9 protein-coding genes are annotated in these 13,845 nt (G+C 53.7%); 4 read left to right on the top strand and 5 right to left on the bottom strand.

The genetic code is table 11. The features are described from left to right. Positions 1 to 327: 327 nt before the first annotated feature. Positions 328 to 483 carry a hypothetical protein gene (locus HNQ92_RS05085; protein ID WP_184171864.1) on the top strand — a complete coding sequence of 52 codons (156 nt, stop codon included), beginning with the start codon at positions 328 to 330 and terminating at the stop codon, positions 481 to 483. Between the two features lie 154 nt (positions 484 to 637). Here the strand turns inward: HNQ92_RS05085 and HNQ92_RS05080 are convergent, their stop codons facing one another. The 5 genes from HNQ92_RS05080 to HNQ92_RS05060 form a co-directional block, all read right to left on the bottom strand. Beyond that, a complete protein-coding gene (locus HNQ92_RS05080) occupies positions 638 to 1,183 on the bottom strand; it encodes a hypothetical protein (RefSeq protein ID WP_221307390.1) in 546 nt (181 codons plus the stop codon). Positions 1,184 to 1,211: 28 nt separating this feature from the next. Next, a complete protein-coding gene (locus HNQ92_RS05075; protein WP_184171862.1) occupies positions 1,212 to 2,687 on the bottom strand; it encodes a potassium/proton antiporter in 1,476 nt (491 codons plus the stop codon). Between the two features lie 986 nt (positions 2,688 to 3,673). Continuing rightward, entirely contained in the window at positions 3,674 to 5,581 is a 1,908-nt protein-coding gene (locus HNQ92_RS05070; protein ID WP_184171860.1) for a sensor histidine kinase, YfiR-like protein-associated, read from the bottom strand. An 8-nt stretch (positions 5,582 to 5,589) separates the two neighbouring features. Then, entirely contained in the window at positions 5,590 to 6,171 is a 582-nt protein-coding gene (locus HNQ92_RS05065) for a TOL_0243 family YfiR-like periplasmic protein (protein WP_184171858.1), read from the bottom strand. After that, positions 6,168 to 8,111 (bottom strand): TOL_0244 family TonB-dependent receptor, encoded by a 1,944-nt coding sequence (locus HNQ92_RS05060; RefSeq protein ID WP_184171856.1) that lies wholly within the window; start codon positions 8,109 to 8,111, stop codon positions 6,168 to 6,170. Before HNQ92_RS05060 ends, HNQ92_RS05065 begins: the two co-directional genes overlap by 4 nt. Before the next feature lie 1,122 nt (positions 8,112 to 9,233). Here HNQ92_RS05060 and HNQ92_RS05055 point away from each other — a divergent pair. The 3 genes from HNQ92_RS05055 to HNQ92_RS05045 all read left to right on the top strand — a co-directional run. Beyond that, positions 9,234 to 9,650, top strand: coding sequence for a hypothetical protein (locus tag HNQ92_RS05055; RefSeq protein ID WP_184171854.1), 417 nt, complete (start codon positions 9,234 to 9,236; stop codon positions 9,648 to 9,650). A 98-nt stretch (positions 9,651 to 9,748) separates the two neighbouring features. After that, positions 9,749 to 12,712: a protein translocase subunit SecDF gene (gene secDF / locus HNQ92_RS05050; protein ID WP_184171852.1), complete on the top strand. Its 2,964-nt coding sequence runs from the start codon at positions 9,749 to 9,751 to the stop codon at positions 12,710 to 12,712. A gap of 93 nt (positions 12,713 to 12,805) precedes the next feature. Beyond that, positions 12,806 to 13,845: amino acid permease (locus HNQ92_RS05045; RefSeq protein ID WP_184171850.1), on the top strand; the 1,040-nt coding region annotated here is incomplete at its 3' end.

The following is a 13,845-nucleotide window of genomic DNA, read 5'->3' as shown; positions in this document are numbered from 1 at the left end:
TATGGGGCTATCAGACTAGTAGAAGTAGCCAATTACCTTTAACTCAAGATAAGTACGAGCAAAAAATAAAGTAACAACAATAGCCGTACACGGACGCTTAAACCGGCAAAAGGCATTCGTGTGGCTGTTGAGCGCAGGGAGTGACGAACAGTCCAACCGCCGGGCCTGGAAGGGGTATCCAACTGGTGCTCAGACCGCTTTTCAATCGCTTTTTGCGCGTTGCCCGGGGAAATCCGAAACGGACTTTATCATTCAGTGATTTTGAGGGCGTGGTCAAAAAAGTGTGTCGAAGTAGGATTTAGTGAAATAGACAACCAAAAGAACAAAATGGGAAAGGAAGAAAAGCAACCTACTCAGGCAGGTGGTGATTTCAACGAGGAAAGCTACCGAGAGCAAGCCCTCGCTCGGATGCTGTCTGGTGATAAAGAACTGTACGCACCGATTGCGATGATCTATACTGCTCTGCCTGCGTATTTTTCATAAAAGGATGGCGTTGGTACAGGGGACTTGCCATCGGTGGGTAACTTGATCGGCTAATGCTGCAACCAAACAGCGTATTACGAAAGGATTTGTCGTGCCTTCTCGGGCACCTAACCACCTACCCTACCGACTTTATTATCCAGACGCGCCAGGTTATTCATTCAACCCTTTTCTTCCCATAAAATGCTTTCCCATAAGCTATCCAGCTAATTGCCACCAGAATCAGACCGATTACGTTGGTGATGGTCACAAAAAAACCAATAAATAGCACCAACATCCCCGACAGCAGGATTTTTTCCGAATAGCGTACCAGTTCCATGGCTGGGAGGCTGTCGATGGCGCGGGAATACTTATAAAGTTCTTTGTCGATGTGGATTTGGGCAATGACAATCCAGACGATCGAAACCTTCAACACCAGCAGCCCGACCGAGTTGATCAGCGGGTGGTGAAAAAGATCCAGGGGAAGAAAAAGGAAGTAGAAGCGCGGCAGCATAGAGTAAATGCCCGTCATGAGCGCGAAAACAAAAAAGCAAATCCAGTAGATAGCCCGTACCCTACGAAGGCGGTGGTAACGCGTCAACCGGTCTACATCGGGTAGTTTGCGGAGTCCCGTCATTTTTCTGACCTGTTTCCAGCACAGCGTCAGGCCGATGGCCACCAGCATCACCGCCGGAAGGTGCATTTGAAGCAAAGGGTCCGTCATAGGGTTAGCGTTTGGGTTTCTAGTCTATTCATTGAATCAAATCCCGGATCTGGAGGCTGCCGTAGACTTTGCTGATCCCGGCTTGCGTATCCGAAAGTACAATGAGGATGTCACGGGCCTCAAGTTCCGTGGCCCCACTCGGAGTGATGTACTTTTCGCCGCGTTTGATCATGGCGATGATGGCCGTTTTGGGAAATCCCAACTCCACAATTTTTTTACCCACTGGAAAGGTACCCGGCACTATTTCTATTTCTTTCAGGAAGGTTCGGGGGTGATCGGTTAGGAAGGCCTCCGTAGAGCTTAGGGGTTTGGCTTTTTCGGGCAAGGCCACGTGCAGCCACTGGGCCACGGTACCCAGGGTAGTACCCTGAATGACAATGGAGGTCAGGGAGATGAAAAAGACCAGGTTGAAAATCATGTCGGCCTTGTCGATGCCCGCCAGCAGTGGGTAGGTAGCAAACACAATGGGCACCGCGCCCCGCAACCCCACCCATGAAATGTACCAGCGACGCCGGGCTTTCATTTTAAAGAATAATAAACTCACGAAAACACTCACGGGCCGGGCGACCACAATCAGGAACATGGCAATCAGCAGCCCCAGGCCTATCAAGGGTACAATGCGCGTGGGATACACCAGCAGCCCCAGGGTCAGAAAGAGCACGATCTGCATGAGCCACGCCAGCCCGTCGTACATGCGCAGGATGGTTTTTTTGTGGATCAAATCCTGATTGCCCAGGTACACCGCACAGATATAAACGGCCAGGAAGCCGTTGCCGCCCACAAAGTCGGTAGCCGAAAAGGTAATGAACATGAGCGCAATGACCAGCACCGGATACAGCCCCTCGAAGTCGAGCTTGATGCGATTGATGATGTACTTGCTCAGCTTGCCAAACAGAAAACCGCCCAACCCACCCAGGAGCATTTGCCGAAAAAACAACGGGATAAGCGAATATACCGACTGCTCCGGGTTGACGACCAACCCCAAAAAGGCGATAGTGAGCACGTAGGCCATGGGGTCGTTACTGCCGCTTTCCAGCTCCAGGGTTGGGCGTAGGTTGGCTTTAAGGGCCAGGCTTTTAGAACGCAGGATGGAAAAAACGGCCGCGGCGTCCGTAGACGACACGATGGCTCCTAACAGCAGACTCTCGTACAGCGTGAAATCCGTAATGTACCAAACAAAAGTCCCCAGGGTGAGGGCGGTCAAAAACACGCCCAGCGTAGAAAGAACCAGTCCTTGGGCGTAAACGGGCTTCACGACGTTCCAGTCGGTATCCAGGCCACCCGAAAACAGAATAAAATTCAGTGAGACAATGCCAATGAACTGGGCCATCTGGGGGTTGTCGAAGTGGATGCCGCCCAGGCCGTCGGAACCAGCCAACATCCCGATGGCCAAAAATAAAAGTAACGTCGGGACGCCAAATTTGTAGGAAGTTTTACCCGCTATGATGCTGATCAATAGAAGAATAGACCCTACTAAAAGTATATTTTCAATGGTTAAGTACATATCTTACTCTTTGCTTAGGTCCTTATCATTTTCTAGCCCCAATCACCGGAGCGATCCTGGCTTTACTTACGCGGTGAGCTTCTCTCCGAATGATTATTCATGTGCCTGTTCTTTGAAAAAAGAGAACAAAAGTCTCTCTAATATACAACAATTCCTCCCTGTTAAGCTAGAAAGCGTAATTAAAAATCCACCCGGTCGTAGAATACCGGCACAAAGTCCAGTTGGTACTCTTGCTAGATAAAGGTACCGTCGCGCAGCGTTTTTGTCACGTAAGACGAAACCCATAGACGCTTAAAATGTACCTGCCAGACCGAGGAAAAGTGTCCGTATCTTTAAAATTCTCATGGATTATCGCAAGAAACCCCGGATTGTAAGCCGGTTGCCGCCACTCCGGTTCCCGCCGTATGTGCGCATGAAGCGAAGGTAAGCCCTTCGCTGGCCCGGGTATCCCGGGGCGCGCCTTTGACCAGCTCTGGGCGGTGAATGTAGGTCTGGATGCGGGAAAAGCCCACCCAGCGCTCGGTAGTCGCATCAACTCTAGCCAGGATGCCGGTAAAAGCCCAGGCTCCGATGATCGGCAATCACCTTCCCATTTGGGCCCGGTTTAATCCGACAGCGACTCATGAGCCGATCCCCCTGATGCATGTCCTGAAAAAAGTAACAAATGCTCCGCTGGCTTACCCAGTATCCGCTCAGCCGTAGCCTGGATAAGGGCCGAATTGGACGAAGGATTGGTCCGTTTGTCAGTAGGGATGAATGGGGCGTAGGCCAATTGCTCAGACTAGGTGGTACCGAAGGGATGTTGCGTGCTTGGTTCCGGCTGGCCGCGGGCGCTTCCCCACGTGCATTCAAACGCTTGACCCCTAAATCAAATCCTTTTTTAGCTGGGTTTACCGACGGGAGTATCCCTTTACAGGATTAAATACTACCGTAGGTAAAACCCGTAGCGCCCAAAGGTCAAAAGATAGGCTAAGCCCAGCTCGGGATCATTCCGAGGAAGGCGCGGCTATCCCTGCGATGCATTGAGGAAGTACCACGGTAAAGGTAGCCCCTTTCCCCGGTTCACTGCTGGCCACAATGACCCCCTGGTGGTTCTCCACGATTTTCCGGCACAGGGCTAGGCCAATACCCGTACCGGAATACGTCTGTTGGTTGTTCAGCCGCTGAAAAATCGTAAATATCTGTTGACTGTACTGGGATTCAAAGCCAATGCCATTATCAATCACCTGGATTTCCCAGTACGCCTGCGCTTGGGATAAGGACTCGTACAGCGCCCGCGAGCTTTCCGGCAGTTCGCGGACCGTAATCCGAATCAGGGGATTTTGCCGGTTAAATTTAAGGGCATTACTAATGAGATTGGCGAAAAGCTGCCCCAGCTGGGCGGGGATCCCTTTAACAACCGGAAGATTCGAACATATAATCGTGGCCCCCTTCTGCTGAATCAGCAGGTCAAAATCGGATTTTACCTGGTCGAGGATTGCATTCAGGTTCGTCTCCACCAGGCTTTCCTCGGTTCGGGCCAGGCGCGAATAGCTAAGCACATCCTGAATCAGCGTGGTCATCCGTCCGGACGCCGCGTGCACTTTCTCCAGGTACCGCTGCGTTTCCGTTTCATCGTGCCGTTTGTGTCGCAACAGCTCGGCAAATACCTGAATTTTACGCAGCGGTTCCTGGAGGTCATGGGAAGCCACGTAGGCGAATTGTCCCAGGTCCTGGTTGGAACGTATCAGTTCTTGATTCGCTTTTTTTAGTTGGTCATTCACCTCAATAATCCGGGTAATGTCGTGGGAAACCAGCAGCACGCCGTACACGTCCTCCTTCTCTTTTAACGGAATGAAATGGGTTTCAAAGTAACCCGGAATCACCGCCGACCGAGCAACGGCATGGTGGACCGGGTTGCCCCGCAAGGCTTCTCGTATATCCCGTTCCACCTGGGTATCCTTGGTTTGCGGGAAAACCTCCGTAAGGGATCGACCCACTACCTGTTGGCGATCCACCCGATACAACTGCTCAAAGCTTTTATTTATGGCGGTATACCGCATCTGTTGATCCAGCACCGCAATTATTTGAACGGAGGAATGGATGATGGTGCGGACAAACTCATTTTTCCTTTTCAGCTCCTGGTTGGCTAACTCCAGCTCATGGGTTCGCTCCCTCACCTTTTGCTCCAAGCTCTGATTGAACGTCCTGATTTCCTGATTTTGGGCTTCGATCTGCCCGAGCATCGTATTAAAGGCATCGGTTAGCAAGCCTAGCTCATCGTTCCCGATTTTTTTCGCCCGGACTGAGTAGTCAAACCGCTGGGATACGACCCGGGCCGTCTGAGCCAGGGAGAGAATGGGTTCGGAAATGACTTTCTGGAGTTCCCGGGATAAGGTATACGCCAGCAGGAAGGAGAACCCGATGACCCCAAAGGCAATCAGGCCGTAGAGCTGCAGCCGCTGGTAGACCGCGCTCAGTTCCATTTTTAGGTACAGGGTGCCCAGCCGCTTGTCGCCCTGCACCACCGGCTGAAACCCTTCCAGATGGGACCTGGAAAAAGCATAGCCATCCCCTCGGGGGGCCGCCGGAAAATTCAGGTAGGAAAGGGAATCGGGATACCTCGAAAATAGCTTTCCCCGTCCATCGTATAACCCGGCGGCCACGATTTGGGGGTCGGCCTGCAGGGCATGCAGGATCTCCTCGCCTTCGCCTGAATCGTCGAAAGCCAGGGCCGCGGTGCTATTGGTAGCAATCATTTTGCCAACGATCACCAGTTGGGCCTCGGTTACCTGACGAAACGTGACAATTTCGTACACAAAGTAAGAGGTACAGGTCAGAAACAGCACTGCCCCGCTGGTCAACAGCATGACCCGCATCAGTTTCTTTTGAATGGAACTATCGCTTCGTTTCATACAACGGATCAAGGTACGGAAAGGTCCGCTAAACGGAGTAATTTGGCACTAAGCGTGAGTCCGGCCGCCCTAGTCCGCTCTGGGTTAATCTGTAGGCGGATTTTACCCGCCTGCCGGTACAAGCGGATCATTCCCCCCATCGCCAGGAACGCAGGAGCATCCCCCACCGTCAGGATCCCCTTCTCCTGGCATTCTTGGAGAATTTCCGGTAGCCGGTGGGTATTTCCGGCCGAGACGAACAAAATATGACACGGTTTAAGGTCCTTGCCCTCCCGGTAGTGCTCCACCACGATAGGATGGCTTCCCATCGTTTCGCCGGTGACGACTTCCCTCAGGTACGTACCAAAGGGGTTCTCTCCCAATACCCCGATGACAAGCGGTGCCTCGGCGGCCGGGAACGCCTGTTCCGGCCAGGCCACAAATTGCGTAAAGTTAAACAGAAAGACCGCTTTGACCCGGTCTTCCAGGGAGGGAGCCGGTTGGGCGTGCAACCCAACCGCAGCAAGGAGCAACAGACAGGCCACCCACATACCTCCCATCCGTAGATCGGTGCCAGACTCCCAGCACGTAGGCAATAAGGGTGCTTTCAAAACCGACCGGTTATTTTCACGTACACACTACGGGGAATCCCAATTGATCCAAATTCGACGTGTTGCTTCCTCCACAGGTTCTGCCCCACGCCCGTAAGCTCGATGGGGCCGAATTGGTAGGCTACCCGAGCATCAAAGGTAACGTAGGCGGGGACAGTTCCGGTGGCCAACGTGGCCGGCAATGGGTCGAGATAGCGTCCTACCAGATCCACATGCGCATGCTTGGTCACGTTCAGAATGGATTGGAGCAACACCTGATGTTTGACATCATTCCCCAGGTAGGCAGGGTCAAACGTACGGCCCGGCTTGCTGCGCAGCGCTTTGGAAAAGTACGTATATCCGCTTCGGATACGCCAGGAAGGATGCAATTGGTAGGTGCCTGCCCATTCGACTCCCCAGGCCGTCCCTTCGGAGCCATTCTGGATCTGGTACGTCTTGGTGCCGGGCAGGGCCTCCACGCTGTACATGTCCCGGTATACGTTGTAAAAACCGGCCAGGGAAACGGACGAAAAGGCGTTGGGTTGCACACGATACCCCAATTCGTAGGCCATCAGCTTTTCGGAAACAAATTCCGGGCCGCCGGCTACGCTGGGCTGGTCGGCGGGAACCGGATAGGCCGGCAGAAAATAATCTACATCCATGCGGCTCGGCGTTCGAACCACCCGGGAAGCCGCCCCCCAGACCATATGGTGCTCTCCCATCCGCGCTAAACGAGCACTGGGCTGAAGCTCAAAGCCGGTATAGACGTTATGGAGCCATTTGCTCCCCAGTGTTAATCGGAGTCGCTCCCCGGCTTTTATTTCATCCTGAATAAAACCCGTGTACAGGGGCAGGTATTTGATGGGGGGTAGAATGCCTACCAAATTAGTTCGAAAAATAGCCTGATCCCGGGCCAAGCGATACCCAACGCCCCAGAGAAGTTGATGGCGATCATGGGGAGAAAAACGGTGTTGAAAATCAAGATCATAGGTCCTAAGCTCGTCGGAACCCCGGGAAGGCACATCGTCCCGGAAATACCGGTCAACGTAAAACTGCAGGGTCAGGTCGGATATCCCGGGTCGGGTATGTTTCCAGCGTCCCAGGATATTTTGCCCGTTAAACGCCGAGCGGCCGTCGGCGGATCTAATCCTTCCCCCGTACCAATCTCCCTGCAAAGTATAGGCATGGGTAGCCGAGGGACTCCAGTCGGTGCGGAAACCGCCCTGGATTACCCGCCAGGCGTCGTGGTTGGTAGTGCCATCGGGCCAACGGGTAGGGGCACGATCGGCGCGCTGTCCGTATACCCGGTACGTGACCTTTTCCCCAATCTTTCCCCCGTAGCGCAACGCCTGGGTATTTTTCACAAATGTCCCCCACGAGCCACTGGCATAGGTTCCCTGGGTATCGGCCGAAGACCGGGTCACCACGTTAATTACCCCATTCACCGCGTTGGCCCCCCATAGGGTTCCTCCCGGTCCACTCACCACTTCAATGCGGTCCACATCCTCCAGCAATACGTGCTGCAATTCCCACAAAACCCCGCCAAAAAAGGGTGTATACACACTGCGTCCGTCAATCATGACCAGGAGCTTGTTGGCAAAGATGGTATTAAACCCCCGAGCGCTGATAATCCAAGACGTCGCATTGAGCTGGGCTACCTGCACGTTGGCTACCAACCGCAGGGCCTCCGGAAGACTGGTTGCTCCTGATCGCCTAATGTCCTCCCCGGCAATAACCTGAACCGCCGAGGCCGCCTCGGACAGCTTCTGGGGCGTTCGGGAAACCAGGGTTACTTCAATATCCATTAGCTCTTCCAGGGAAAGCGTCTTGAGGTCAGCCACGATCTCCGGATCCTTTGGCTGAGTCCGGCCCGGGCTGGGCAGCAAGACCACAGTCAGGCCCAGAACACAGAAAAGAAGTAATTGGCCCGGGCCGGGCAGATGCTTAATTTTACCGTCCATGCGTGGGCTTTGAGGGGACCGAAAATCTTCTTTCCCACCCCAAAAAAAGGAGCGTAACGGGCGGGGCATGGGGAAACGCTTTAAATCCAAAAGATAGGCATTTTAAAAAACCCAAACTAGACCAAATATACCTATGCTTACCGGCTTATCCAAGCCTCTGGGGCAAACCAGCGAAAATCAAGGTAGCCTGTCGCAAAATGACCTGACCAGGCCTCGGAAGAGAAAGGCAAAAATCACGGCGCCGGATGGCGAGCCCTAGAAGGATTACACGTGCAGAATCTTCGGCGGATACCTGCCTTCATTCGCGGAACGGATCCCCGTGAATACCCTGAGCCCCGAAGGATTTAAGCTGTTGGATTTTCTCCTACTACCTAATAGTCTCCTACTACCTATAGTTAGTAAGTAAAAGGACAAAAATAGGGCATATACCCGTTACTGCCAAGGGGGTCTATCAGCTTCCCTGCGCCAGAAGAGCCCGCGTTAATAGCTCTCCGGCCGTGCTCTCCTAAGGGTGCAAGCGGCGTCAGGGATTGCTTCTTTCGCAGCAGGGCAAGAGTATCAACGAGTTAGCCGAAAGGTTGGGGTTTCCCGTTGAACGATCATAAGAATGGTGTTCGGTAGGCGAATAAGCAACGCCTACGAGCGGGAACGCGTCTATCCTTTTTTTTATCCTCCCTGGTTGTACTTCCGAGAAGGTCCTGGTACCATTGCCCTCGGCTTCGCCCAGCACAAAATACCGGGTGTGTTCCACCTGCTTCGCCCATAGGACGGCGGATTTTCAGGAAGGAGGGTCCGCTGCTTTTTCGGGTTTCCGTACCCAGGCTGGTCAACGGTAATCCAAGACCTGGGACCCCTTATAGCCTCAAATAACGGGAACCGTAACCTCCTGCCCCTGATCCGGATTACGGGGAAGGATAACACCTAAGTGGCTTCTCCCCCAGCCGATACCGTTCTTTTTCTATGGCTATCCACCCCTTTAACGAAGCTTTTTCCTGGTCCGGACCCGGCCAATGAGGCCGGGTGGTGGGGTATGGGACTTGGGGTAGCTTTCCCGGCCGGGTCCCTACATGTCCCGATCCGAATCAGGGCAACACCTTGTTTATCTGAAATTTTAGCGCATCTTTGCTGATTGAAAGAGACGTATTTACCATGACCCTCCTGCTCAAACGATCACTTTCCCATCCCCTTCGCTGGTTACAGGCAGCCCTGCTGCTGGTTGCCGTGGGGGGAAGTGCTTGTTCGTTGGCGACCGAATACCCGCCTTCCAGGGCGTTCATGGAGGGCTTTACGGTTTCCCAACCACCCGTTTCTCACCTCCAGGCTCCGGAGCTGGATTCGGTAGACGCTCCATTGCTGGACGCTGTCGTCACGCCCGCTGCTTCCTTTGACTTTGGCCCGCAACACTGCTTCCAGCTGGCCCACAGCCAGCGTGGCACCCGGTTATTGAGCCAGGTACCGGCTTGCTTTTCTGAATTTTTTCATTTCTTCGCCTATTTCCGAAACGTGTTTGGGCATCACATTGTGATCAACGCCCCCTAGCGTCCTCCCCTCTCCCCCTTTTCTTTCCTATCTAGGCGCAACGACCCGGTCCCTTCACCGAGGCTCAGCCCGTTTTTGTATTCAGAAATTACTAAAAAATGCGGAATAAAACCGGAATAATAGCCTTTACGGTGGTACTTGCTTTGATTAGCATCTACTACCTGTCTTTTACGTTTGTGGCGCGTAACTACAAACAAAATGCCGATGCCTACGCCACCGATGCCAGTGGCAAGGTGGATTTTTCTAAAAAACAACGCTACATCGACTCGCTCTGGCGCGAAGAGGTGTACCTGGGCCACACGCTGCAGGAAGTAATGGAACGCGAGCTGGGGCTAGGCCTTGACCTACAGGGCGGTATGCACGTAGTACTGGAAGTATCGGCTACGGATATCGTAAGAGGTTTGGCGGGTGGCAATGCCCGAAGTACCCAATTTCAGCAAGCGCTCAAAAAAGCCGAGGAGGCCCAGAAAAGCAGCCAAAGTAGCTTTGTCAACCTGTTTGTGGATGCTTATAAAGAAGTAGCTCCCAACACGCGCCTGGCCAGTGTATTTTCCAACAGCGCCAACCGCGGAAAAATAAACAGTAACTCGTCTGACGCCGAAGTCATTCGTCTGCTCAAAGACGAAGTGGAAGGATCCATCGACCGTGCTTTCAAAATCATCCAGGCGCGGGTAGATAAGTTTGGCGTGACGAACCCGAACCTGCAACGTTTGCCGGGCACTAACCGGATCCTGGTAGAACTACCCGGCGTAGATAACCCTGAGCGCGTGCGCCGACTGCTATCGGGAGCCGCTAAGCTGGAATTCTGTGAAGTTTATACCATCAACGAAGTGGCCCCCGCCATCGACCAGCTGGGGGTGTATCTCTCACGCGAGGAAGCCGCTACCAAACTAAGCTCTCCGGCAGCCCCTAAAGCAACAACGGACACGACGGCCCCTAGCGCCACCAGCAGCCTGGAAGCTCAGTTGGCCCAGAAAAGTGACACGGTACAGTCGGATACCTCGGCCTTGGCGGCCCAGACGGCGGCCCTGACCAACCTCTTCGTACCTCTTCCCCAGGGACTGGGCGTTTACCTGAAAGATACCGCCCGGGCGGGTGAAATACTTCGCCGCCTGGAAGTACGCTCGATGTTCCCCGGCGACCTGGTCTTTATGTGGGATCGGAAAGGAATGGATGCCACCAACGGCCAGCAGATATTGCCCTTGTACTTTATCAAAAAACCCAACGGACAGGCTCCGCTGGAAGGGGATGTGATTGTGGATGCCACCAACGACTTCGACGATCGCGGACGCCCGGAAGTAACGATGCGCATGAACGGCGAAGGAGCCCGCAAATGGCGTACGCTAACGGCCAACAACGTAGGACGTCCGGTGGCGATTATCCTGGATAACCTGGTTTATACCGCCCCGACGGTCAACGGAGAAATTCCGAACGGAAACTCGAGCATTTCGGGCAGCTTCACCGTGGACGAAACCCGCGATATGGCCAACGTGCTTAAAGCCGGAAAACTACCCGCCCCGACCAATATCGTGGAGGAAGCGGTGGTAGGTTCTACGCTGGGCTCGGAAGCCGTCACGGCGGGCTTGCTGTCTTCCATGATCGGCCTGCTCCTTGTGGTAGCCTTTATGGTTACCTACTACAGCCGAGCGGGTTGGGTTGCTGACATCGCTCTGTTTGTCAACTTGTTTTTCCTGATGGGGATCATGGCTTCGCTCGGAGCGGTACTGACCTTGTCGGGTATTGCGGGTATCGTACTGACCATCGGGATGTCGGTCGATGCCAACGTACTGATCTACGAAGGCATTAAGGCCGAGATGGAGGCCGGAAAACCGTTTAGCCAAGCCGTCGGGGACGGATTCAAGAATGCGCTTTCGGCCATTATTGACTCCAACGTGACGACTTTATTGACGGGGATCATTCTCTTTATATTCGGTACCGGACTGGTCCTGGGCTTTGCCACGACGCTCATCATCGGGCTACTTACCTCGCTGTTTACGGCCATATTCATTACGCGCCTGATCCTGGAAGCCCAGATCAAACGAGGAAAGACGTATACTTTTTATACCAAGTTAACCAAAAACTGGTTCAAGGATACCAACTTCGACTTTGTGACCCAGCGTCGGAAGTTCTACCTGGTTTCGTCGGTCATTATCGTCATCGGGATCGGTTCCTTTATCTTCAAAGGCTTTGGCTTGGGTATTGATTTCAAAGGAGGAAGATCGTACGTGGTTCGTTTTGAAAAGACGGTCAATACGGATGAAGTCCGCGTGGCGGCTACGGAAGCGCTGGGAACTACCCCGGAAGTAAAAACCTACGGTGGGTTTGACCAGGTAAAAATCACGACCGCCTACCTGATCGACGAGACTTCGCCGGACGCCGACCGCCAGGCCGAAGCCAAAATCATGGAGGCCGTTTCGAAGATTCAAGGCAACCAGGGTACCATCGTCCGGACCGATAAGGTAGGGCCTACCATCGCTTACGACACCATGATCTCGGCCATTTGGGCGGTCTTGCTGGCCTTAGCCGTCAACTTTGGCTATATTTTCCTGCGGTTCCGCCGCCTGGCGTTTAGCTACGGAGCCGTAGCCGCGCTGGTCAACGACGTCTTTATCCTGCTGGCTATCTACTCGCTCTTCAACGGCTGGCTGCCTTTCTCGCTGGACGTAGATCAGGCTTTCATTGGTTCCATTCTGACCATCATGGGGTATTCGATGAACGACACCGTCGTCATTTTTGACCGGATTCGGGACTACTTGAACGAAGGTAAAGCCCGTACCGAAAGCATTCCGACGATCATTAACAACGCCCTGAACAGTACCCTCAGCCGTACGGCCGTAACGGGTACCACCACCATCATGGTACTGATCGTACTCTTTATCTTTGGCGGGGAGGTACTTCGTGGCTTTACGTTCTCGATGCTCATTGGCGTGATCGTAGGTACCTACTCTTCGCTATTTATTGCGGCGCCGCTGGTGGTGGATGCCCTCCAGCGCGAGAAAAAGAAGGAGTCACTCACGGTGGAATCCATAGCTATCCGAAAAGGTAAAAAGGCCCAGGTTTGATCCGTAGGTTACCAACGCGGGAGAAAGCGCCCGCGTTGGTAACCTACGTCTGAATTCATGTAAACCGAGTGCTTCCCCTCATCCTTTCTATATATGTCAAATCAACTCTGGATCAAGAAGCCCCTGGACAAGCTCATGCGGGAGTCGTCCGACGAAGGGAATCAACTGAAGCGTTCACTAAATGCCACTAGCCTGGTCGCGCTGGGAATTGGAGCTATCATTGGGGCCGGACTATTCTCGCTGACGGGCATTGCCGCCGCCGAGCACGCCGGGCCCGCTGTCACCATTTCATTCGTACTGGCCGCCGTGGGCTGTGCCTTCGCCGGCCTTTGCTACGCGGAGTTTGCTTCCATGATCCCCATTGCCGGCAGCGCCTATACCTATTCCTACGCTACCATGGGGGAGTTCGTGGCCTGGATCATCGGTTGGGATCTGGTGCTGGAATACGCCCTGGGAGCGGCTACGGTGGCCGTGAGCTGGTCGAGGTACCTGCTTGAGTTTCTCAATTCCTTTGGTATTCATCTTCCCGTAGAGCTGGCTTGCTCGCCTTTGGAAAAAGTAAAACTCAGCGACGGCACGGTCATCGAAGGCGGACTTATTAATTTGCCCGCCATTTTGGTGGTAGGGTTGCTCTCGCTGCTGCTGATCCGGGGTACCCAAGGGTCCGCTTTCATGAATAACCTCCTGGTCATTCTTAAACTAGCCGTCGTGGTGATCTTCATCACCCTAGGCTGGAGCCACATTGACCCGGCCAACTATACGCCCTATATTCCTGAAAATACCGGTTCGTACGAACACTTTGGCTGGTCGGGCATTGCTACCGGAGCCGCGGTGGTTTTCTTCGCCTTCATTGGTTTCGACGCCGTATCTACGGCCGCCCAGGAAGCTAAAAATCCCCAGCGCGACATGCCCATCGGGATTCTGGGCTCGCTAGTGGTCTGTACCATTCTGTACGTGCTGTTTGCCCATGTCATGACGGGCCTGGTACCATATACCGAGTTTGCCAATGACGCCAAACCCGCCGCTACGGCCTTTGCCCAAACCGGCTACGATTTCTTGCAAAGTGCTCTGATTGTGGCCATTCTGGCGGGTTATACTTCCGTAATGCTGGTGATGCTGCTGGGCCAGAGCCG

Origin of the sequence: Rhabdobacter roseus (genome assembly GCF_014202275.1) — a bacterium.
In the GTDB taxonomy this organism is placed as follows: Bacteria; Bacteroidota; Bacteroidia; order Cytophagales; family Spirosomataceae; genus Rhabdobacter; species Rhabdobacter roseus.
The sequence above is the reverse complement of the archived record's forward strand: the minus strand, read 5'-3'. Positions and strand labels throughout refer to the sequence as shown.

Excerpts from the sequence above, each read along its gene's own strand:
- secDF (WP_184171852.1), top strand. The coding sequence starts at position 9,749 with ATGCGGAATAAAACCGGAATAATAGCCTTTACGGTGGTACTTGCTTTG.
- HNQ92_RS05075 (WP_184171862.1), bottom strand. The coding sequence starts at position 2,687 with ATGTACTTAACCATTGAAAATATACTTTTAGTAGGGTCTATTCTTCTA.
- HNQ92_RS05060 (WP_184171856.1), bottom strand. The coding sequence starts at position 8,111 with ATGGACGGTAAAATTAAGCATCTGCCCGGCCCGGGCCAATTACTTCTT.
- HNQ92_RS05085 (WP_184171864.1), top strand. The coding sequence starts at position 328 with ATGGGAAAGGAAGAAAAGCAACCTACTCAGGCAGGTGGTGATTTCAAC.
- HNQ92_RS05080 (WP_221307390.1), bottom strand. The coding sequence starts at position 1,183 with ATGACGGACCCTTTGCTTCAAATGCACCTTCCGGCGGTGATGCTGGTG.
- HNQ92_RS05070 (WP_184171860.1), bottom strand. The coding sequence starts at position 5,581 with ATGAAACGAAGCGATAGTTCCATTCAAAAGAAACTGATGCGGGTCATG.